We start from the raw sequence: 20,023 nt of genomic DNA, 5'->3' as shown, positions 1-20,023 counted from the left end.
CCCTAAGTGAATGTCAGATGGCACGCTGGCCCCGGCACGTTTGGACCTCTCTGGTGACCTACGCAATCATCTTTCTGTTGTTTCCAGCTTTGTGCCTGCTGGCTTACGCCTGGGTGCAGCAGTGGATTTTTTAAATGACCAACCAAATGAGAGAAAAACAGGACCTTGAAGAGCGGCTCAAGCCTTTTGGCCAGGAGCACTTGCTGCAGTTCTGGGACGAACTCTCCCCACCACAGCGACAGGCATTGGCCTCTCAGATCGAAGCGGTGGATCTAGGGCAGATCAACTCTCTCTTTCGAGGAGAAGTCGATCAGCCCGATTGGGCTCAACTTTCACGCCGAGCGGAGCCTCCCCCCGCAGTTCGTTTGAGTGAACAATCGGGAGATCGCAATCAGGCTGCGATTGAGCATGGGATCGAGGCGCTGCGTGCTGGTCAAGTGGGAGTGATGATTACGGCGGGAGGGCAGGGGACCCGTCTCGGTTTTGAGCTCCCCAAGAGTCTGTACCCTATCGGACCGATTTCCCAAGCGAGCCTCTTGCAGATTCACATCGAAAAGGTGCGCGCCACTGCCCAGCGTTATGGTGTGTCGATCCCACTCTACTTAATGACAAGCCCCGCGACTCACGAAGATACGGTTCGCTTTCTGAATGAAAACGATCGATTTGGCTTGGCTGCTGACGATCTACTCGTGTTTTGCCAAGGGACCATGCCGGCGGTAGATATCGAGACGGGGCAACTGCTGTTGGCTGAGCAGGATCGCCTGTTCCTCAGCCCCGACGGCCACGGCGGCACCGTGGCCGCCCTTGGCAAGAGCGGTGTGTTGGAGCGCATGCAGAAGCGGGGCATTGATCAACTCTTCTATTTGCAGGTCGATAATCCCCTCGTGCCGATTTGCGATCCACTTTTGATCGGCCACCATCTGCTTGCCAACTCGGAAATGACTTCGCTCACCGTGCAAAAGAAACATGCCATGGAGAAGTGGGGTAATTTTGCCATGATCGATGGCCACATGCATGTGATCGAGTACAGTGATCTCCCGGATGAAGTTGCCAACCAGTGCGATGACCTGGGCAATCTAAAACTTTGGGCGGGCAGTCTGGCCATTCACGTATTCGAGCGAACTCTGTTTGAGCGGGCTCTGGAGAAGACCGATATCTTGCCCTTTCACATTGCCCGCAAGAAGGTCCCCTTCGTCAACCCGGACGGCAAGCAGGTAACGCCCACCGAGCCGAACGCTTTCAAATTTGAGCGATTCATTTTCGATCTACTCCCAGCCGCAGAACGACCGCTGGTCGTCGAATACCGCGAAGAGGAGTGCTTTGCCCCACTGAAAAACGCCCCTGGCGCCGAAATCGACACCCCCGAGTACGTCCAGCAGATGATGCTCGCTCAGCACAAGCGTTGGCTCACCGCCGCGGGGGCAGAGGTGGCCCCCGGCGTCGATGTGGAGATCAGCCCTCTGTTTGCCCTCGATGCTGAGCAGGTTGTCGAGCGAATTAAACCGGGACAGCGTTTTGAGAAGTCGCAGTACCTTGCCGAAGGAACTTGAAATGCCGATTGAAGTCGAACAAAAATATCGTGTAGCAACCCATGCTCCCACAGTTACGGCGTTAGGCGCCTGGGATGTGACGCTCGGTGATGCGGTTGAGCAAGTCGACACCTATTACCGGCACCCCCAGCGCGATTTTGCCCAGACGGACGAGGCCTTTCGCCTTCGCTCGGTCGGCAAACAGAACTTCATGACCTACAAAGGCCCGAAGCTCGACGCCGAGACCAAAACGCGCCACGAAGAGGAAGTCCGCCTCGCCGACGGCCCCGAGGCCCGGCAAACATTCGAGGCAATTCTCCGGCACCTGGCTTTCGATCCCGTCGCCACCGTCACCAAGCACCGGATCATCTGCAATTTGGAAAGGGACGGTTTCCATGTAGAAATCGCCCTCGACCAGATCGAGGAACTCGGCCCCTTCGTAGAAATCGAAATCACTATCCCCGCCACCCGCGATGCGGAGCGCAGCGCAGCAGAGCGAGTCGACCCCGAGCGCGTCACAGCCGCCAAACAGGTCCTCGCCGCCCTGGCCAACGAACTGGGCATCAGCGAAGTGGAGCGTCGCAGCTATCTGGAACTGCTGCTTGAGGAACGAAAATAAAGCCGCGACCGCTGGTCGCGAAACTTGGATATGAGTTTTTCAACGCAGAGTTCGCAGAGGCGCAGAGAAGAGCAGGCTGCCGGTCAATATCAAGAATATGGGTGACGGTTTAGGGACGACTTTGCGGTACAGCCAGTAAGGGCCGAAGTTTGCTGCACCAGGATCAACCTCCAGAACTAGGAATTCTTCATCAATAACGGTAAAAGGTTCGGAAGTGAATACACCACCGCTCGTTCGCGAAAAGATTGGACAATTTACAGACCCCGGCACGCAAGCAGGCAGATTCATCACGATAAAAGCAGTATCGTAAGAGAGCAAATCATCATTTCCAAGACTCTTGACAATCTGGCCATAGGAAAGCTCAATATCCACAATGATATGTGACAAATCATAAATCTTACCGATAAGTTTAACAAGTTCTTCAGCTTCCGTTCCATAGTTGGTAGGAAAGCTCCACGGCTCAATCCAGTCCACTTCTGCCGAAGCTGCCAGGTTTGAAACATCTTCCAACGTCGCGAAAGAGAAATCTTCCCACTTCTGACCAGGAACCATGTTCGCCTTGATTTCGGCAAGCTCTAACCCCAGCGTTTCGGTCAAGTCTAGCCTCTCTCTCTGGTTCACATCGTCGAATGTCAGAAGTCCATCCTCGGGTGTGAGAAAGTCCCGCTCGATTACTGCACTGTACAGAGAGGGTGTAATAATCAAGCAGCAAGCGATTGAGAGAAAGATGCAAGTTGTTTTTATGTAGCTGCTTACCACTGGTGTCCTCGTTGATCAGAGCAATCTTGCATGATGCTCCCAGAAATGCCCCCTATGGTCAAGCAAAATCTCCTCTGCGCCTCCGCGAACTCTGCGTTTTAAACAGTTTTCTTATCCGCGCGACCGGCGGTCGCGGCTTTATACCGAGAGAATTGAACTTCCCCTCACCTACCCAATCTGCCATACTTCGCCCCCGTTTTTTCCAACAGGGTTAGTGGTATGCAAATCTTCTTTTCCGTGGGTGAGCCGAGTGGCGATCTGCATGGGGCTAATCTCATTCGTGAGCTCCGCGCGGAGCATCCCGATTGGCAATTCGTAGGCTACGGCGGACCGAAGATGGCCGAGGCGGGTTGTCATTTGCATTCCGATCTGACCCAGCTGGCCGTGATGTGGGTTGCCCAGGTGATTGCCAACTACGGCAAGTTTCTCGGCCTCCTTGCGGCGGCGGATCGGTACTTTCGCGACCACCGGCCCGACGCAGTTGTGCTCATTGACTACCCTGGATTCAACTGGCACATCGCTCGCAAGGCGAAGGCACATGGCATCCCAGTCATCTATTACGGCACACCCCAGTTGTGGGCCTGGGCTTCGTGGCGGGTGAGTAAGATGCGTCGATTCGTTGACCACGTGCTTTGTAAACTCCCCTTTGAAGAAAAGTGGTTTCGCCAGCGGGGGTGTGCGGCAACCTTTGTTGGCCATCCCTACTTTGACGAACTCGAAGCGCAACGTCCCGATGAGTCTTTGCTCAGGTCGCTCGAAGCCGGAGATGCGCCACTGGTAACTATCTTGCCTGGCTCGCGCACTCAGGAAGTGAAGAGCAATTTGCCCGAGTTTCTCAAAACGGTACGACTGATTCGCCAGCGTGTGCCCCACGTTCGGTTCGCGGTCGCCGCCTTCAAAGAAAAGCAACGCGAGTTGGCCCAGAAGATCATCGATGAAAGTGATACCGAGGTCGAACTCTTTGTCGGCCGGACTCCGGAGTTGATTCAGGCGGCTCGGTGTTGCCTGGCGTGTTCTGGGTCGGTGTCCTTGGAACTCTTGTTTCATACCAAACCAACGGCGATTCTGTATCAAATTTCGCGTCTTGGCTATGTTGTCCAGAGAGTTTTCCGCAAGGTGCGCTACATCACGTTGGTCAATCTACTCACTGCGAAAGCCCCTTTTGCTGAGCACAGGGCAGGGCACTACGACAAGAATGAGCCCTGCGACCGTCATGTGCTCATGCCTGAGTACCTTACCTGTGGAGACCGTACTGCCGAGTTGGCAGACCATGTCGTCGAGTGGCTAACCTCGGAGGAAGAGTTTGATAAGAACAGACAAGGCCTGGCGGATCTCAAGGCCCACATCGGCCATGGTGGGGCTTCCTCAAGAGCAGCAGAGTACATCTCGCAATTGCTTGACGAATCAGAGGAGAACCCAGGCGAAATAGTCTCGGCGGCATGATAAGATGCTTCAAAAGAACCGTCCACAAGTTTCTCCCTGCAATTATCTTTATCAATGTTCTTAGCCGAACCCCCAGCAAGCCAAGGCGACTTACATTTTCGTGTGGGGGGAATTCCTGTCCGGATTCATCCTTTTTTTTGGCTGGTCACCCTGTTCATGGGGATGCAAGGTGATCCTGCACCTGCGGCGGTACTGAGTTGGATTGTTGCTGTGGTTGTGTCGATCTTGGTGCATGAATTAGGTCATGCCGTTTTGCAGAGATACTATGGAGGTCGACCACGAATTGTCCTCTATGGTTTGGGGGGCTTGGCAATCTGCGAGGACTGTGACCGCTCGACACGCTCCCAAATTCTGATTTCCTTGGCGGGACCCGGTGCTGGATTCCTCTTCGCGCTAGTGATTGCCATGCTCGTTCGCCTAGCGGGCCATGGTGTGGGGATGTTGGTTGGTAATGGGGCCAAGATTAGCAGCGGATCGATTGTCGATCCGGCGGGGCTCAGTGTGTTGGGTTTGACCTTGTTCTGGGAACGATTTACCTCGCCCCAAGTCAACGAAATGTTGCTTAATTTGCTGTGGATTAACCTCCTGTGGGGTGCGGTGAACTTACTGCCTATCTATCCGTTGGATGGTGGGAGAATTGCTCGCGAAGTATGTCAATCGGGTTCGCCACGGCAAGGGATCATCCTTTCGCTACGCATCTCCATGGCAGCCGCAATCATGATGATCTTGGTAGGGTTTTCATGGCAATCATGGTTCACGGCCATCTTTTTTGGTTATCTGGCTTATTCAAATTACCAAACTTTGACGGCGTATCGTGAAAGTCTATGGTGATTCAGTACTTCTCTTGATGAAACGACAAGTAAAGATTCCTATACAACATCTAGCACGTTAATGCCTTGAATTTGGAATTGAATCAACATATATGGTCTCAGTTTGAGACCTTTCCGACGAATGATCGCGTGATCTTCTTAGGTGCGAGTAACCTTTCGCGATCATTTCCAACTGCCGTTTCCATCGCGCGCGCTACCTTGCGCGCTCCGTTGTCGATTCATGTCGCAATGGGTCCCGGTCGCTCTTATGGCAACGAATCGGGGTTTCTTAGAAAAAAATTCCCAAAAATTTTTTCTTGTGGAGTTTGGCAATCTTTGCGACAAGAAAACGTCGATCGAACGGTCGCGTTTGTTACCGATGTGGGCAATGATTTGGGATATGAAGTGCCTGTTGAGACCATTCTTGATTGGGTAACGACATGCGTTGATCAGCTTCAGATCTATCACGCGAAAGTGGTGATCACGGCGTTGCCGATCGCTGTTTTGGAGCGACTTAGCCAAGTCAAATTTCGAGTTCTGAGGGGGCTCCTTTTTCCTACATGTCGACTCACACAGACCGACTTGCTAGATCGAGCCCACCAGCTGAATTCGGGCTTGGAGGAGCTGACGAAAAGTAAGAATACCTCTATTTTTACAGTGCCAATTGCCTGGTACGGATTTGACCCTATCCATCCTCATATGCGTCATATGACTCAGTTTTGGCGAGAACTTTTCACACTCGTTGGTTGTTCAGGCATCGTGTCAATCCGATCAAGAAACTCATTGATCCTCAATAGTTATTTGCGTTGTTTGACACCGCCAAATAGTCGCTGTGCCTCATCGAATGAAGAGCACCCTATCAAGCGAATTCAACTTTTTGACGGAACTCGCATCTCTCTCTATTAAGATCCGGCAATCTGCGTGATGGCCGTTCGATTCGAACCACTTGAACACATCAATTCGATGTCTTTGCTTCCTTAAAAACCTTCGAAGTTGGAATTTTTTTCCAAAAATGTGTTGCACTATTTTGACGAATTCGTACAAATACGATCAATGGAGCAAGGAGGTCTCATAACTTTTTTATAAATTCACAGTGCCCGAGTCATCTTTGCAAACGAATTTTGATCATCCAATTGGGTACCAGACAACGAAGTCAATTACTAAGTGTGTAAGTCGTGACACCCTGGAAGGGTGACATGTTTTTCTTTCGGGGTGACAATTGTTCTGTGTTCAATTGAGAATTGAATAGAACAAGTTACCACTGACCTTTGTGTTATGGAGGATTTGTTGTGGCGAAAAAGAAGAAGAAGAAAGCTGCCCCTAAAAAGAAGGCAGCCAAGAAGAAGGTAGCCAAGAAGAAGAAGGCCGCCAAGAAGAAGGTAGCCAAGAAAAAGAAGACTGCCAAGAAGAAGGTAGCCAAGAAGAAGAAGACTGCCAAGAAAAAGGTAGCCAAGAAGAAGAAGGCCGCCAAGAAGAAGGTAGCCAAGAAAAAGAAGACCGCCAAAAAGAAAACGGCGAAGCGAAAGACTGCGAAGCGAAAGTAAACAGGAGTACTTCGTCTCGTGAGTACCGGCAGCACATCGGCTGCCGGAGCATGTCGAATGGGACCGCTCTCCACGTTAGGAGAGCGGTCTTTTTTCTGCGCTGCCCCGATTAGTCCTTGCCTGAGGCACACTTGCCTCCGGGAAACCCGGACCGCGTGGCGGGCCGGCTGGGAGCAGATTCATCCTCTTGCTCTCTAAGGAGTTGTGACTTGGGCAATCTCCCAATAAGAGCAACTTGTCGACAAGTTATCCCCATCCAACAGTTTGTTAAGTGTGAGCCTAACAGTTCAGAGAACCGAGAGACTAGGCAGCGGTGGATTGGAAGCTTTTTGCATCGCGAGATTTTTTGTCAGGCTGTAGCAAATGCGCTCGAAATGCGGAGCAGCATCTTGATCGGCGAAGTTGCCAAAGCTATCGCCTGCGTCGCCCCTTTCTCGAATCGCAATCTGAATCGGAACTTCCCCCAGAAAGGGAACGCCCAACTCTTCTGCTTTGCGTCGCGCACCTCCCGAACCAAAGATGTCGTAACGTTTGCCATTGTCAGGGCAGAGAAAATAACTCATGTTCTCGACAACACCGAGGATGGGGATATTCACCTTGTTGAACATGGCAATGGCCTTTACGGCGTCCAACAACGCCACGTCTTGTGGAGTGCAAACCACGACGGCCCCGGTGAGTGGGATGAGTTGCGACAACGTAAGGGAGATGTCGCCAGTACCAGGCGGCATGTCGATAATCAGATAGTCGAGGTCGCCCCAATTCGTGTCACGCAAGAATTGTGTGATTGCCCCGTGCAACATCGGACCGCGCCACACGACTGCTTCTCCAGGGGGTACCAGAAGCCCCATACTCATCATCTTAAGGCCCTGCACATCAATTGGCTGAAGCTTCTTTTCAGTCGCTGTGGGCCGCTCTGTGACTCCCAACAAGTGCGGCACACTAGGGCCATAGACGTCGGCATCCAATAAACCGACCTTACATCCAGCCTTTTGGAGTCCACAGGCGAGTGAGACAGCGACAGTACTCTTGCCGACTCCACCTTTACCCGACCCGACAGCAATGACACTCTTGGCAGTGAGTCCGATTCCGCCGATGGGCTCAGCAGGTCGATCCAGGGGAACAATGTCTACCTTAACCTTACGATTGCCTGGGAGTGAGCTTTGCAAATGCTCGGTAACGTGCTGACGCGTATCTTCCCAAAGGGGGGCCGAGTAACTGGTCAGTGCGATGGAAACATCGACATCGTTGCCCTCAACTGAGACATCGCGAATCTGGTCAAGTTGAGACAGCGGTCTGCCCGTTTCAGGATCTGCAATTGTTTTCAGGGCATTTTCAACTTGATCACGATTGATACTCTCAGCAGACATAGGAATTTGGTCTCGATGGAAAGGGGTTGTTCTCGGGCAGAAACGGAGCAATGGGGCAGGAATTTGGTCTAGCAGATTAGGCTTGCTGTGAGGTCTCAGCAACAAGTCCACTATCTAAACCATATCGCTGAGAGATAGGTTGCCAAGGCGTGAAGTACCAATAGAAAGGATTCGACCCGATTGACCCTGCTTAGGTACATGCCTTGCATGGATACAGAGATCCGTTGCCAGTACAGTTGTATGGCCTCGACTAGTAGCCTGATTTGGGTGAAAAGCTATAGAATTGCTAAAACCGAGGTATTCAGAGCCTGAGAACCCAAAGTCAAAAAGCAAGAAAGCCTTAAAAATGCGCATAAAAAATCCCCCTGTGGGTGGGGCAGCAACCCACAGAGGGCGAACAACGTAGGAAGCCTACGCATAGCCCGATTCTAGCGTTGCCGAGCGAGATAATCAAATACATTTTGGAGATTTTCTTCTTGAAATCGTGAAATATCGAAATAATCACGTTTCGAAGTTGTATTCCCCCCAGACCACCCGTTTAGGCAAAAAGTTTGTATGTCCCTATCTGCTAAAGACTTACTGCAAAAATTGTTGCAGATCCCGAGTATTAACCCCTCTTTTGGCGAGGATTCGGGTTCTGGGACCGGGGAGGCACGAATTACCGATTTTCTCCAGGATCTGGCTGATCGATCTGGCTGGAAATGGCTCCGACAGGTGGTTCACCCCGGGCGGGAGAATTTAGTAGTCCTGATACCCGCGTCGCAGGGGCGTCCTGGAGAGCCAGTAACACTCTGGGAAGTCCATCAAGATACCGTCGGAGTGGAGGGGATGAAGATCGATCCCTTTGCGGCGGAACTGCGGGAGGGACGAATCTACGGACGTGGAGCTTGCGATGTGAAAGGGAGCATGGCGGCGATGATTGCTGCGATTTCCCTGGCAGCTGAGCAACAGACTTGTCAGGGGACGACATTACTCGCTTTTACGATCAACGAGGAATGTGGCTTTACCGGAGCCAAGGCTTTGTGCCGCCTGTGGGACAAAGAGCAGTCCTCAGGGGAAGATACGCACGGCACATTGTCGCTTGAAGAATTGCAGCAACTCCGACCCCAGCGGGCCATCGTGGCCGAGCCTACCGACCTCGCGGCAGTCGTTGCCCATAAAGGAATTGTACGTTGGAGGTGTCATACCCGTGGACGCGCTGCACATTCCTCGCAGCCCCAGTATGGCAAGAACGCCATCTACGCCATGAGTGAAGTCATCACTGCAATCCGCCGGTTCGACGAGGAAGTGCTTCTCGACCGTGGTCGCGATTGCATTTGCGGCAGGCCTACCGTGTCGGTCAACACGATTGAGGGTGGCACAGGAGCCAACGTGGTTCCCGATCACGCCGTGATTGACATCGATCGGAGGTTGATGCCAGGAGAGGACCCGATCGAAGCCCATCAGGAGATGATTGATTACATCGCTTCGGAAGTTTCAGGGGAGTTGGAAATTGAACACGATCCGCCATGGAATCAGAGTAGTGGTTTGCAGGCAGGCGAGAATCAGGCTTGGGCGGAAGAGGTCGCGGTAATTGCTCGCAGCACGGGCATCGCAAGCGACATCGTAGGCGTCCCCTACGGCACGGACGCCTGGGTGATCGCAGCCCACGGGATTCCGACCATCGTCTTTGGCCCAGGGAGCATCACCCAAGCCCACACCGACGATGAATGGATTTCAGTCGAGCAGCTAGAGAAGGGCGTGGAAGTCTATCGGAGAATTGCAGAAGCTTAGAAACTCTCACCTACGGCAATCTTGCTATGCGCTTCACAAAACACTCAAGAGAGCAAACCGCTGGTGCGATTGCTCTCTTGAGTGTTGAAGCGCGTGTAGGAGATGATTCGTAGGTGGCAGCAAGTGAGTCGCTACTACCTCTGATCAAAACACATCGAGTTGGAAATGATGGCCGCTATGGTATAGGCGGCGATTGGGATAGTAGTTGTGCCAACGCTGGTTGTAGACCGGAATCCGCATCTCGGGCGGATAGCGATAGTACAGGCTGTCAGCACTCCGATAGTACTCGTTCCCATAGAAGTTCTGTGGGTAGTACACGTACGGATAGTGGTAAAAGCGTTCCCAATCCTGAGTTGTGTAAGTTTGGCCCCAGGAACGCCCATAGGCCTGTTGGGCCGAAGCGGTCTGGGATTGGGCCAGGCAGCAGGCGAGAGCCCCTGCGCAGCAAAAAGCGAATGTAAGCCGGCGAACCATCGAATTCCCCCCTCGATCGTCGTGCGGGTAAGCGGGAAGCCACGGCGCAGTTGCCGCGAGCTTGTTTGTCTCTACGAGTAAGAATCGGCTCTGGGGAAACTCAAGATTGAGGGAATATCCGGCAGAACCGTCAGAATTGGCACAATCGGTCCCCACATGGAGCTGTTTGCTCAGTGCCAGACTGGGGACAATGGCCGCTAGCTTGGCTGCTTCCCCGCCACCAATTCTTTTTCCCACTCGTCCATTAGTGGCCAGTCGAGGGCACAGGTGCCGAAGTCGGCCATGTGCAGGTAGCCTTCCAAGCGGGCGATGGTCTTGTCGATCATCGCATTCTCTTTGCGGAAAGCTGGTCCGTGACTGGGGAGCAACCATTCGACATCGCTCTCACGAATTCGGGTCAGCGACGCGATGAAATCGGTAATACTACTGCCGTGATGGGCATCGATCGCCCCCACACAACCATCGCGAAACAAATTGTCGCCAGACAGCAGGAGATTATCGAGTCTCAAGGAGAGTTGGCCGTCGGTATGTCCCGGGGTGTGCCAAACTTCTAGTTCCAAGTTTCCTAGCTTGATCTTATCTCCATCGTTCACTTGGTGTTCCACTTCCACAGCGGGCATGGCCATGTGGATATCCTGAGCCGCGATTTCGGCAAAGGTCGCCAGTTTGTCCCCCGATTCCAAATGCTTGGCAGAAAGGGGGTGAGCTGTCACGGTTGTTTTGAGGATTTGCTTCGCCTTGGAGAGGCCCTGAATATGGTCCACATCCGCGTGCGAGGCGACCAACGTCTGACACTTGCTGAAAGGGAAGTCGAGCTGACGGATCAGCTCTATGCATTCGTCGACTGCATCCTCGTAGCCAATGTCCAGCAAGAGCCAGTCGCTCTCGTCGTAAACCAAGTACACACAACAACTAATGCGTCGATGAGCCTGATGATTGAGTTCAATCACGTGCGGGAATAAGGGAGTCCGTTCAATCATGGTGGCTGCAGGGGAGACTGTGGAGGATAGGGGACACGAACACGGATTCTAAAGGGCGCGGCTATCGGTACGCAACCTGTTGCATCGTCATTGTGTCGAATTGGCATTCAATCCCCAGCCGGAGGCACCCCTGTCTCCGAGGATTACCGATTCGGGAGGTAGGTAATTCGTCCTGTTTATGAATCGATAATGAATCTCAACAGGTTTCACTCTCCGAGAATTGCGGCCAGCCCTTCTCGATAGGAAGGATACTTTGGCGTGTAGCCAAGTATCTCGTTCAGCTTGCGATTGTTGATTCGCTTGTCCGAACGAGCCCTGTGGGCGGCTGGGGTATCGGTATCGGGGCTGACAAACTCAGGCTCGGCAGCGCCGATGAGCCGCGCGACTTCACGGTAGTAGTCACCTCGCACAACAGGGCAGCCGTCACTTACGCAGAATATTTCTGGCCTCTCCGCCGGAGAATTTTTGCTCGCCCACCGGTCAGCCGCCAACACAACAGCCGCTGCATCGTCGACATGGATCAGATTTAGCCAACCTTCGCTCGGCACGGCCAACGGCTCGCCTGCGCTGAGCTTGTCGAGAGAGGGGACCCGTCCGGGTCCATAGATGCCTGCCAATCGCAATATTACGGACCGCAAGCCAAGCGGGTGGGATGCGAGCACCTGTTCGGCTGCGAGCGAAGCATGGCCCCCTGCTCGCTGTGGGTTGGGTGGCGTGTGTTCGTCTACCCAATCTCCTTCTGAAGGACCGTAGACTCCGGTGGTACTGATATAGATCACGCGACCAGTCTCGGCAGGTAAGACGTCCAGCACCTTGGCCAAGCCAGGTGCATAGACCTCGGTAATCGGCAAGCAGGAATTGCGATCGTATCCGACAGCAGATAGTACCGTGTCGAATAGTGGTAGTTTGGGGAGGGAATCTTGTGTCAGAATATCGCCCACCACCGGTTGAAATCCGTGTTCAGCAAATCTCCGCGCGCGTTCTGCAGAACGTGTGACGACATGCACTTCGGTACCTGCTGCTTGCCATAGTTCAGCAACGCGTTCGCCCAGATACCCACAGCCGACGACAAGAGCTTTCATTCCAACCCCTGAGGATTGCTTTGGTTCTTTGCACCTGACTCAAGATAAGCCGTTAGCATGATCTGTGCAGCAAGTTGGTCGAGCCGCGCCTTGCGACGCTTCTTCGTAAAATTCGCTTGGCCCAGAATTACTTCCGCCTCAGACGAAGTAAACCGCTCGTCGAAATAGTCGACCGGCACTGTGGTTAGCTCACCGAGCCACTTGCCAAACTGCCGGGCCTCGTGCGATTTCTGGCTCTCCTGCCCATCGAGATGCACCGGTAGACCGACAACGAAACGCAACAGCCGCTCGGCGACAGCTAGCTCAGAAAAATACTTCGCGTCGAGTTCCGCATTGCGGCGCGTGTAGGTCTCATAAGGCGAGGCGATACCAATTTCCAGGTCCGCCATCGCGATGCCAATCCGCACGGTGCCGTAGTCAATTCCCGCGATGCGGCCTGTGGGCTTGTTCATGATTGATGCTCGGAAGACCCTGCGATCCGTTGGATCGCGGCTACTAGTTCTTCATTCCGAATTCCGCAATTAGAATTCCGCATTCTAGAGATACTCCGTCATCCCGCGCTGCTCGAGCAGTTTTACGATATTCCGAATCGATTCCTCATCATTCTTATTGGCAACCAAAGTTGCATCCGGCGTATGAACCACCAGGCAATCTTTGAGCCCCAGAGTGACCACCAAGTGATCGTCGGTCGAGCGGATGATCGTTCCCTTGGTGTTCATGCCTAGATGCTTGCCGACGATCGTGTTCTCGTCACGATCGGTTCCCAAGAGGCGGGCCAGCGACAACCAGCTACCCAAGTCATCCCAGTCATAGGGGGCCACGATCACCGCCACATTCTTCGCGTGTTCCATCACCGCGTAGTCGATCGAAATTCCTTCAATTGCGGTAAACTCTTTCTCAAGCACTTCGTCTTGCTTGTCGGTTCCCCAGGCATCAACGATTTTCTTGAGATGCTCCAGCATCTCCGGCTGTTGCGCAGCGAGCGCGTCCAGGATGGTCTTCGCTTTCCAGATAAAGATCCCGGAGTTCCAGAAATAATCTCCCGAGGAAACATATTCCGCGGCAGTCGACGCATTCGGTTTTTCGCGAAAGTGCTTGACCACGTAAGAAGGTGCCGAGTCGCCGCGGGTATCGATGGCCGCCCCGCGATGGATGTAGCCAAAAATCTCCGCCGGATAAGTCGGCTTAATTCCAAAAGTCACAATCTCCGCCTGGGATTTTCCAACCATCTCCACTGCCTGCTTCACAGCCGACTGAAAATGGTTGCGGGAACGAATCACATGATCGGCCGGCATCACGAGCATCGTGGCGTCCGGGTCCTTGCGACTTACCAACAAGGCTGCCAAACCGATGCAGGGAGCCGTGTCGCGTTTGCAGGGTTCCCCCACAAGCTGCGACACCGGTAGTTCAGGGATTTGTTCTGCAATGGGTTCGACAAGTTGCTGATTAGTCACAATCAGCGTTTGCTCAGGAGGCACCAGCCCTTCTAGTCGTTCGTAGGTCTGGCGAATCATGGTCGACTTACCCACCAACGGCAAGAGTTGCTTGGGCGAGGCGGCACGACTAGCGGGCCAAAAGCGAGTGCCGGTACCACCGGCCATTATTACAGCGTGAAGCATGGGAAACTAAATTCGGAATGGGGAATGCGGTTTGCGGAATGGAAACATAGACGCGACCGGAAGCGTAAGCGCCCGGAGATGTCCCATCATACCGCATCGCGTTCACGGCGCGCAGGGTAGGGGGATGAATAAAACGCAGAGTTCGCCGAGGCGCAGAGAAAGAAAGCAGAGTTTCTCTGTCTTTCAAATTCCCGTGACCAGCGGTCGCGACATTATGGCAGCATCTCATTGAATGCCCGCACGGCCGCCCCCGGATCGTCCGCACTAACTACCGCAGTGCTCACCGCTACGCATTGAATTCCCGTTGTAAGTACCTTAGGCAGATTCTTCAACGTGATCCCCCCAATTGCAAACGACGGAAGCGAAATCTCCGCTGCTACCTCTGCGAGCAAATCTGTTCCGGGGAATTCATCGAACGATTTCGTCTTCGATGGGAACGTTGGTCCCACGCCGATATAGTCTGCCCCGTCGAGCACTGCTGCGCGAGCCTGTTCGATGTTGTGCGTCGAAACACCGATCAGCTTGCGCGGACCGAGAATCGCGCGTGCCTCTTTGACTTTCAAATCGTCCTGGCCAAGGTGAACGCCGTCGGCATTCGTGGCGGCGGCGATGTCGGTCCGGTCATTGATGATTATCAGGGGAGGGGAAGGCAGCGAATCCTTCAGTTTGCAAAGAAGGGATGCGCGTTCGACCAATTCTCGGTCACTTGAACTCTTGTCGCGGAGCTGGATCATGTCCGCGCCGGCATCCAATATTTTCTGAACTAACTTTGTGAATGCCTCGATGGAGTCACGGGCATCGATCAGTACGCAGAGGTTGACGCCGCTAAGCCGTGAGCGGCTGGTGTGGGTTGTGGTTAAGGATTTTTCAAGCGTGTACCAGCGGTAGCGGAGGGTCTCGAAACGTGTGCCGATTTCTGGTGAGACGGTTTTGCTGAATTCTTCGAGGCTGCGGAGCGATTGTTTCACTCGCTCGGAACTGGCAACGCAGACATCCCAGGCATCGATGCGCGTGGACTCCGCGGGAGTCGAAATTTCCACGCCGACGTCTTGCTGTGTTTCACGAAGCGCATGGCGATCGTCGTGGGACAGCGTGGCGATGGCTGCTGCGAAGTCGTGCCGCAACTCTTTCGCATGCTTCATAAGCCGGGCATCGTCGAGCACGAAGCGGCAATAATCTTCCACCACGCGCATCCCTTCGGTGGCTCGATTGGCGGCGGCGTCGAGAACTCGGTAGATAGTATTGTTGCTCATTTGATGGGCATTCCGATGCTAGCAATGGTCAATTCCCTATTATGGCCCCTTCGCAGGTCTCGCCCAGATGTCCAGTCTGCCCCCACATACCGTAAACCGCCCTCGTCGCCTGTCGCTATTATCGTTATCTTCCCACCAGCGAAATGTCCCGTTACGTGGTTGCGGCTCGCTACTCTTATATTCCGTTCCACCAAAACACCTGAAGTTGTCCTAAATTGTGACCACTCTTGAGGTTGCCTTGCTTTGAAACTGCTGCGGGCTACACTTTTGAGACTGCTCTAGTGCCCACTGGGCGTAGCAAGGGGAGTCCGCGCGGTATTGGAAATGTTCATGGTACCAACGCGAAAACTAGCGAGGATAGCGTGTTTTTGCCCGGGACTCCCCCAGCTGTGGAATCGGGGGTCTTGGGTAGGACTGGCTGTGGCGGTAGGATTTACCGCACTGGCCAACACACTGTTGCTGGCAACTTGCGTTTATCGTGAGTGGATACCCCCGCGGCAGTTATTGGGTGGCGCTATCATTTTGGCGTTTGTCTGGTTGCTCTCGTGGTGGCGAAGCCGCGTCGAACTGCGACGTAGTGGGAATCAGCAACTTGCCAGCGATGCGTCTGAGGAAGAGTCAACTGCCGGAGTGGCGGTTGCCTTAAGTAGGGAGAAGAGTGAACAATTGATTCGAGATGCCCAGCAAGTGTATCTCGCAGGTGATTGGGTGGCCACGGAGCAACTGCTTTTGAAGCTGCTCAAAGAGGATGCCCGCGACGTGCAGGGGCGCTTGATGCTAGCCACCCTGTGGCGGCGACAAGGAAGACACGGCGAAGCACTTCGCCAACTAGACAAACTTGCTCGGCTGGAAGCTGCTGACGAGTGGCAATACGAGATCGCAGCAGAACGACTAGAAATCGCGGAGCGACAAGAATTCATCGAGCAACAGGAAACTGCCGCCGCAACGACAATACCAATAGATCAGAAACCTAACGAAGAAACTAATAACGAACACTCAGCTGACGTCCCAGCAGATCAGCAAGTAACGAACAACGAAACCAACCGACGCCTGGCAGCGTAAAGCACTACTAGCGTAAATGTGCCAGTGACAGCTTGGAAAATAGTCCCCCGGGAGAAGACCCATGTACGAACGTTTCACCGACCGCGCCCGCAAAGTGATGCAGTTGGCCAACCAAGAGGCCCAACGCTTCAATCACGAATACATTGGCACTGAGCATATCCTCCTGGGTTTGATCAAAGAGGGAAGTGGCGTCGCAGCTAACGTGCTGAAAAATCTGGACGTTGACCTGCGCAAGATCCGCCTCGAAGTAGAGAAGCTTGTGCAGAGTGGTCCTGATATGGTCACGATGGGCAAATTGCCACAGACCCCGCGTGCCAAGAAGGTCATCGAATACTCGATGGAAGAGGCCCGCCATCTGAACCATAACTACGTCGGTACCGAGCACATCCTGCTGGGCCTCTTGCGTGAGCAAGAAGGAGTTGCCGCCCAAGTGCTCATGAATTTGGGTCTCAAGCTCGAAGACGTTCGCGAGGAAGTTTTGAACCTCCTTGGTCATGGCCTCGAAGGGGAAGACTCTCCCCGTGGCGGTCGTGTTGGCGAAGGTGGCGAAGAAGAACGCGAAAGCCGCAAGAGCAGCAAGAGCAAGACACCTGCCTTGGACAGCTTTGGCCGCGATCTGACTGAACTTGCCCGACAAGGCAAACTCGATCCCGTGATCGGCCGCGAGAAGGAAATCGAACGAGCCATTCAGGTGCTTTGCCGCCGTACAAAGAACAACCCCGTGTTGTTGGGTGAGGCTGGTGTGGGAAAAACCGCCATCGTCGAAGGTTTCGCGCAGCGCGTGGTTGATGGCAATGTGCCCGAAATCCTGCTCGACCGCCGGATCGTCGTGCTGGACCTGGCAATGATGGTCGCAGGCACGAAGTACCGCGGTCAATTCGAAGAACGCATCAAAGCGGTAATGAACGAAGTCCGTCGTGCCAAGAACACGATTCTATTCATCGACGAGCTGCATACCCTCGTCGGTGCCGGCGGTGCTGAAGGTGCCATCGATGCCTCGAACGTGCTCAAGCCTGCCCTTGCTCGTGGCGAGATCCAATGCATTGGTGCCACCACGCTAGATGAATACCGGAAATACATTGAAAAGGATTCGGCGCTGGCTCGTCGGTTCCAGGAAGTACTCGTCGACCCAAGTAGCCCCGAAGACACAGTCAAAATCCTCGAAGGCTTGCGAGATCGCTATGAAGAGCATCATCGTGTGCAGATCACCGACGACGCCATCAAGGCTGCCGTGGAATACTCCGATCGCTACATCACGGGTCGCTGCCTACCTGATAAGGCGATCGATGTGATCGACGAGGCGGGCGCCCGTGTCCGGCTTAAGACCATGAGCAAGCCGCCCAATTTGAAAGAGATCGACGACGACGTTGAGCAACTCAATCGCGAGAAAGAGGAAGCGGTTGCCAATCAAGATTTTGAGAAGGCTGCTGCCCTCCGCGATCAGGCGGACAAGCTCAAGAAGAAGAAGCAGCAGATCACCAAAGACTGGCGTGAAAAGTCTCGCGAGAATGGTGGCGTAGTCGACGAAGAAGTCATTGCCGAAGTAGTATCAAAGATGACGGGCATCCCGCTCACTCGGATGACGACCGAAGACACACTTCGCCTCATGAAGATGGAAGATGAACTCCACAAGAGTGTCATCAGCCAAGACGAAGCGATCAAAGCAATCGCCAAGGCCGTGCGACGTAGTCGCAGTGGGCTGCAGGATCCCAAACGACCGACCGGTTGCTTTGTGTTTGCCGGACCAACAGGTGTTGGTAAAACCTTACTCGCTAAAGCCTTGGCCGAGTTCATGTTTGGCGATCAGGATGCCCTCATCCAGATCGACATGAGTGAATACATGGAGAAGCACAACATCAGTCGCCTGATCGGTGCCCCTCCAGGTTACGTCGGATATGAAGAAGGTGGCCAGCTCACTGAGCAGATTCGCCGCCGTCCTTACGCTGTGGTTCTCTTGGATGAAATCGAGAAGGCTCATCCGGAAGTTTTCAACATGCTCTTGCAGCTGATGGAAGAAGGTCGCCTGACCGACAGCTTTGGTCGCAATGTCGATTTCCGCAACGTGATCTTGATCATGACCACCAACGCGGGTGCCGACGCAATCAAGAACGAATCCGCCTTCGGATTCCAGAAGCCCGACGAAGATGCGTCCTACGACAGCATGAAGAAACGCGTCGTGGAGGAAATCGAAAAGGTTTTCCGTCCGGAATTCATCAATCGCGTGAACGATATCATCGTCTTCCGTCATCTGACGCAGAAGGATCTCAAGGAAGTGGTAGATTTGGAACTCAGTAAGATTCGCGGCCGACTCAAGGAACGTGGACTTGCCCTCGAACTCTCCGACGAAGCAAAAGAATTCTTGGTCAAGAAGGGTTCGAACACCGACTACGGTGCTCGTCCTTTGCGTCGTGCGATCGAGTCGTTTGTCGAAGATCCGCTGGCTGAAGAGCTATTGAAGGGCGAGTTCAATGGCAAAGACGTCATCCGCGTGAGCGTGAAGAAGGTTGCCGACAAAAAGCAATTGGCCTTTGAAGGCAGACTCGAAAGCGAAGCGGAGCCAGAGCCCGTGGGTGCCATCGCCGACAGTGGCGACGACGACGAGAGCGGCGAAGGCTAAACGAGCCGGAGCGCCCCCGCCCCTGACCATGGCAAAAACGCGCACATTCATCGCCGTGGAGGCCGCCGACGGCATTCATGCCCATGCCCAGCAGGCCATCGGTCGGCTTAGGCCGCTGGCGCAGAATGTGAAGTGGGTCGAGCCGGAAAATTTGCATTGGACTTTGCAGTTCCTGGGAGATCTCACCGACGAGGAGATCGCCGAAGTCTGCCGCCGAGTCAAGAAGGTTGTGAGCCGCTTAGAACCTTTTTCTATCTCGGCAAGTGGCGTGGGTGCCTTTCCGAAGGTGGACCGTCCACGCACGCTCTGGCTGGGAATCGGTGAAGGTGCCGACGAATTCTGCGAGTTGCAATCGACCATTCAACAGAGCCTAGAAGACCTCGGCTTTCGCGGCGAACTCCGCAAATATGTCCCGCATCTCACTTTGGGCAGAGTCAGTTCATCAGGACCTCCCCAGTCGTCTCTGACTGAGGAACTAGACCACCTATCCGACCTCCCCCGTGGACAAATGGCCGTCGACGAAGTAACCGTCTACGCCAGCCGGCTGGCACGCTCCGGCGCGACTTACGTTCCCCTCTCCCATACGCGCCTAGGCGGCTAATCCCTGCCACGCGGTACTCATTCTCTCACCCCCCTAGCCCCCGGGCAACGCCCGGCAGGACTTCCTCTTGAAGCGATAGACTACATACTGCTCTCATAGAGACAGCATAAAGGAAGAGAAGGAAAAGACTTCAAGTTTTCGATCGGAGCAAAGCACCATGCGAGCCTTGAACCTGTTATTTCGTCTACACTTGCGACAGGAATGAGTGGACCTTGGCGGAGCACTAAATCGTGTGTGTCCTTCTTGTTGCCTCTTTTTCTGCTCTAGTTCTCAGAGAAAGGGAAGCGAAATACGAAAAAAACTAGATTCCCTGGCAGTGAAATCAACCAATTGGCGCATTGTTTTCCAGAAGCTTAAAAGGGAGAATATGCCATAGGCGCAGGGCTCTTGCAGCTCAGCTGCAACCTGATGATTTCACCGTGCTTCTGAGACTGATCCCAGCCTATTTGTCATGGCGTGTTGATTCTCCCGCTAAAGGTCACTTTGCAGAAG

Annotated in this window: 17 protein-coding genes; 9 read left to right on the top strand and 8 right to left on the bottom strand. The window is 53.8% G+C overall.

What is annotated here, in order from left to right; genetic code table 11:
• Positions 1-134: 134 nt before the first annotated feature.
• Together Pr1d_RS20795 and cyaB are read left to right on the top strand one after the other, a co-directional pair.
• Entirely contained in the window at positions 135-1,550 is a 1,416-nt protein-coding gene (locus Pr1d_RS20795) for a UTP--glucose-1-phosphate uridylyltransferase (protein ID WP_238476555.1), read from the top strand.
• A 1-nt stretch (position 1,551) separates the two neighbouring features.
• Complete coding sequence (gene cyaB, locus Pr1d_RS20790; RefSeq protein ID WP_168205384.1) at positions 1,552-2,148, top strand: class IV adenylate cyclase; 597 nt, start codon at positions 1,552-1,554, stop codon at positions 2,146-2,148.
• 39 nt (positions 2,149-2,187) lie between these two features.
• Here the strand turns inward: cyaB and Pr1d_RS20785 are convergent, their stop codons facing one another.
• Entirely contained in the window at positions 2,188-2,745 is a 558-nt protein-coding gene (locus Pr1d_RS20785; RefSeq protein WP_148075319.1) for a hypothetical protein, read from the bottom strand.
• 381 nt (positions 2,746-3,126) lie between these two features.
• Here Pr1d_RS20785 and lpxB point away from each other — a divergent pair, with 381 nt between their 5' ends.
• From lpxB to Pr1d_RS20765, 3 genes are all read left to right on the top strand, one after another.
• Entirely contained in the window at positions 3,127-4,350 is a 1,224-nt protein-coding gene (lpxB, locus tag Pr1d_RS20780) for a lipid-A-disaccharide synthase (RefSeq protein ID WP_148075318.1), read from the top strand.
• A 54-nt stretch (positions 4,351-4,404) separates the two neighbouring features.
• Positions 4,405-5,181: a site-2 protease family protein gene (locus tag Pr1d_RS20775; protein ID WP_148075317.1), complete on the top strand. Its 777-nt coding sequence runs from the start codon at positions 4,405-4,407 to the stop codon at positions 5,179-5,181.
• A 1,267-nt stretch (positions 5,182-6,448) separates the two neighbouring features.
• Positions 6,449-6,703, top strand: coding sequence for a hypothetical protein (locus Pr1d_RS20765; protein ID WP_148075315.1), 255 nt, complete (start codon positions 6,449-6,451; stop codon positions 6,701-6,703).
• A gap of 287 nt (positions 6,704-6,990) precedes the next feature.
• On the opposite strand, the gene Pr1d_RS20760 is transcribed toward Pr1d_RS20765, so the two are convergent.
• Positions 6,991-8,070, bottom strand: a complete 1,080-nt coding sequence (locus tag Pr1d_RS20760; protein WP_148075314.1) for an Mrp/NBP35 family ATP-binding protein — start codon at positions 8,068-8,070, stop codon at positions 6,991-6,993.
• Positions 8,071-8,625: 555 nt separating this feature from the next.
• Here Pr1d_RS20760 and Pr1d_RS20755 point away from each other — a divergent pair.
• A complete protein-coding gene (locus Pr1d_RS20755) occupies positions 8,626-9,843 on the top strand; it encodes a M20 family metallopeptidase (RefSeq protein ID WP_148075313.1) in 1,218 nt (405 codons plus the stop codon).
• Positions 9,844-9,987: 144 nt separating this feature from the next.
• On the opposite strand, the gene Pr1d_RS26395 is transcribed toward Pr1d_RS20755, so the two are convergent.
• From Pr1d_RS26395 to Pr1d_RS20725, 6 genes are all read right to left on the bottom strand, one after another.
• Positions 9,988-10,554 carry a hypothetical protein gene (locus Pr1d_RS26395; protein ID WP_238476554.1) on the bottom strand — a complete coding sequence of 189 codons (567 nt, stop codon included), beginning with the start codon at positions 10,552-10,554 and terminating at the stop codon, positions 9,988-9,990.
• Positions 10,515-11,297, bottom strand: a complete 783-nt coding sequence (locus Pr1d_RS20745) for an MBL fold metallo-hydrolase (protein WP_148075312.1) — start codon at positions 11,295-11,297, stop codon at positions 10,515-10,517. Before Pr1d_RS20745 ends, Pr1d_RS26395 begins: the two co-directional genes overlap by 40 nt.
• A gap of 206 nt (positions 11,298-11,503) precedes the next feature.
• Complete coding sequence (locus Pr1d_RS20740) at positions 11,504-12,379, bottom strand: NAD-dependent epimerase/dehydratase family protein (protein ID WP_148075311.1); 876 nt, start codon at positions 12,377-12,379, stop codon at positions 11,504-11,506.
• On the bottom strand, positions 12,376-12,831 hold the full coding sequence (ruvX, locus tag Pr1d_RS20735) for a Holliday junction resolvase RuvX (RefSeq protein WP_148075310.1): 456 nt from the start codon (positions 12,829-12,831) through the stop codon (positions 12,376-12,378). The genes Pr1d_RS20740 and ruvX overlap by 4 nt, the downstream gene beginning before the upstream one ends.
• Before the next feature lie 84 nt (positions 12,832-12,915).
• Positions 12,916-13,998, bottom strand: coding sequence for a mannose-1-phosphate guanylyltransferase (locus Pr1d_RS20730; protein ID WP_148075309.1), 1,083 nt, complete (start codon positions 13,996-13,998; stop codon positions 12,916-12,918).
• A 212-nt stretch (positions 13,999-14,210) separates the two neighbouring features.
• Positions 14,211-15,251, bottom strand: a complete 1,041-nt coding sequence (locus Pr1d_RS20725; RefSeq protein WP_148075308.1) for a thiamine phosphate synthase — start codon at positions 15,249-15,251, stop codon at positions 14,211-14,213.
• Between the two features lie 420 nt (positions 15,252-15,671).
• On the opposite strand from Pr1d_RS20725, the gene Pr1d_RS20720 reads away from it, so the two are divergent.
• The 3 genes from Pr1d_RS20720 to thpR all read left to right on the top strand — a co-directional run bounded on the left by Pr1d_RS20720 (position 15,672) and on the right by thpR (position 19,531).
• Positions 15,672-16,313 carry a hypothetical protein gene (locus Pr1d_RS20720; RefSeq protein WP_210417796.1) on the top strand — a complete coding sequence of 214 codons (642 nt, stop codon included), beginning with the start codon at positions 15,672-15,674 and terminating at the stop codon, positions 16,311-16,313.
• 61 nt (positions 16,314-16,374) lie between these two features.
• A complete protein-coding gene (locus Pr1d_RS20715; protein ID WP_148075306.1) occupies positions 16,375-18,930 on the top strand; it encodes an ATP-dependent Clp protease ATP-binding subunit in 2,556 nt (851 codons plus the stop codon).
• 28 nt (positions 18,931-18,958) lie between these two features.
• Positions 18,959-19,531, top strand: a complete 573-nt coding sequence (gene thpR / locus Pr1d_RS20710) for an RNA 2',3'-cyclic phosphodiesterase (protein ID WP_148075305.1) — start codon at positions 18,959-18,961, stop codon at positions 19,529-19,531.
• Positions 19,532-20,023 lie beyond the last annotated feature (492 nt).

Source organism: Bythopirellula goksoeyrii (genome assembly GCF_008065115.1).
GTDB lineage: Bacteria > Planctomycetota > Planctomycetia > Pirellulales > Lacipirellulaceae > Bythopirellula > Bythopirellula goksoeyrii.
This window is presented reverse-complemented; position numbering and strand designations above follow the sequence as displayed.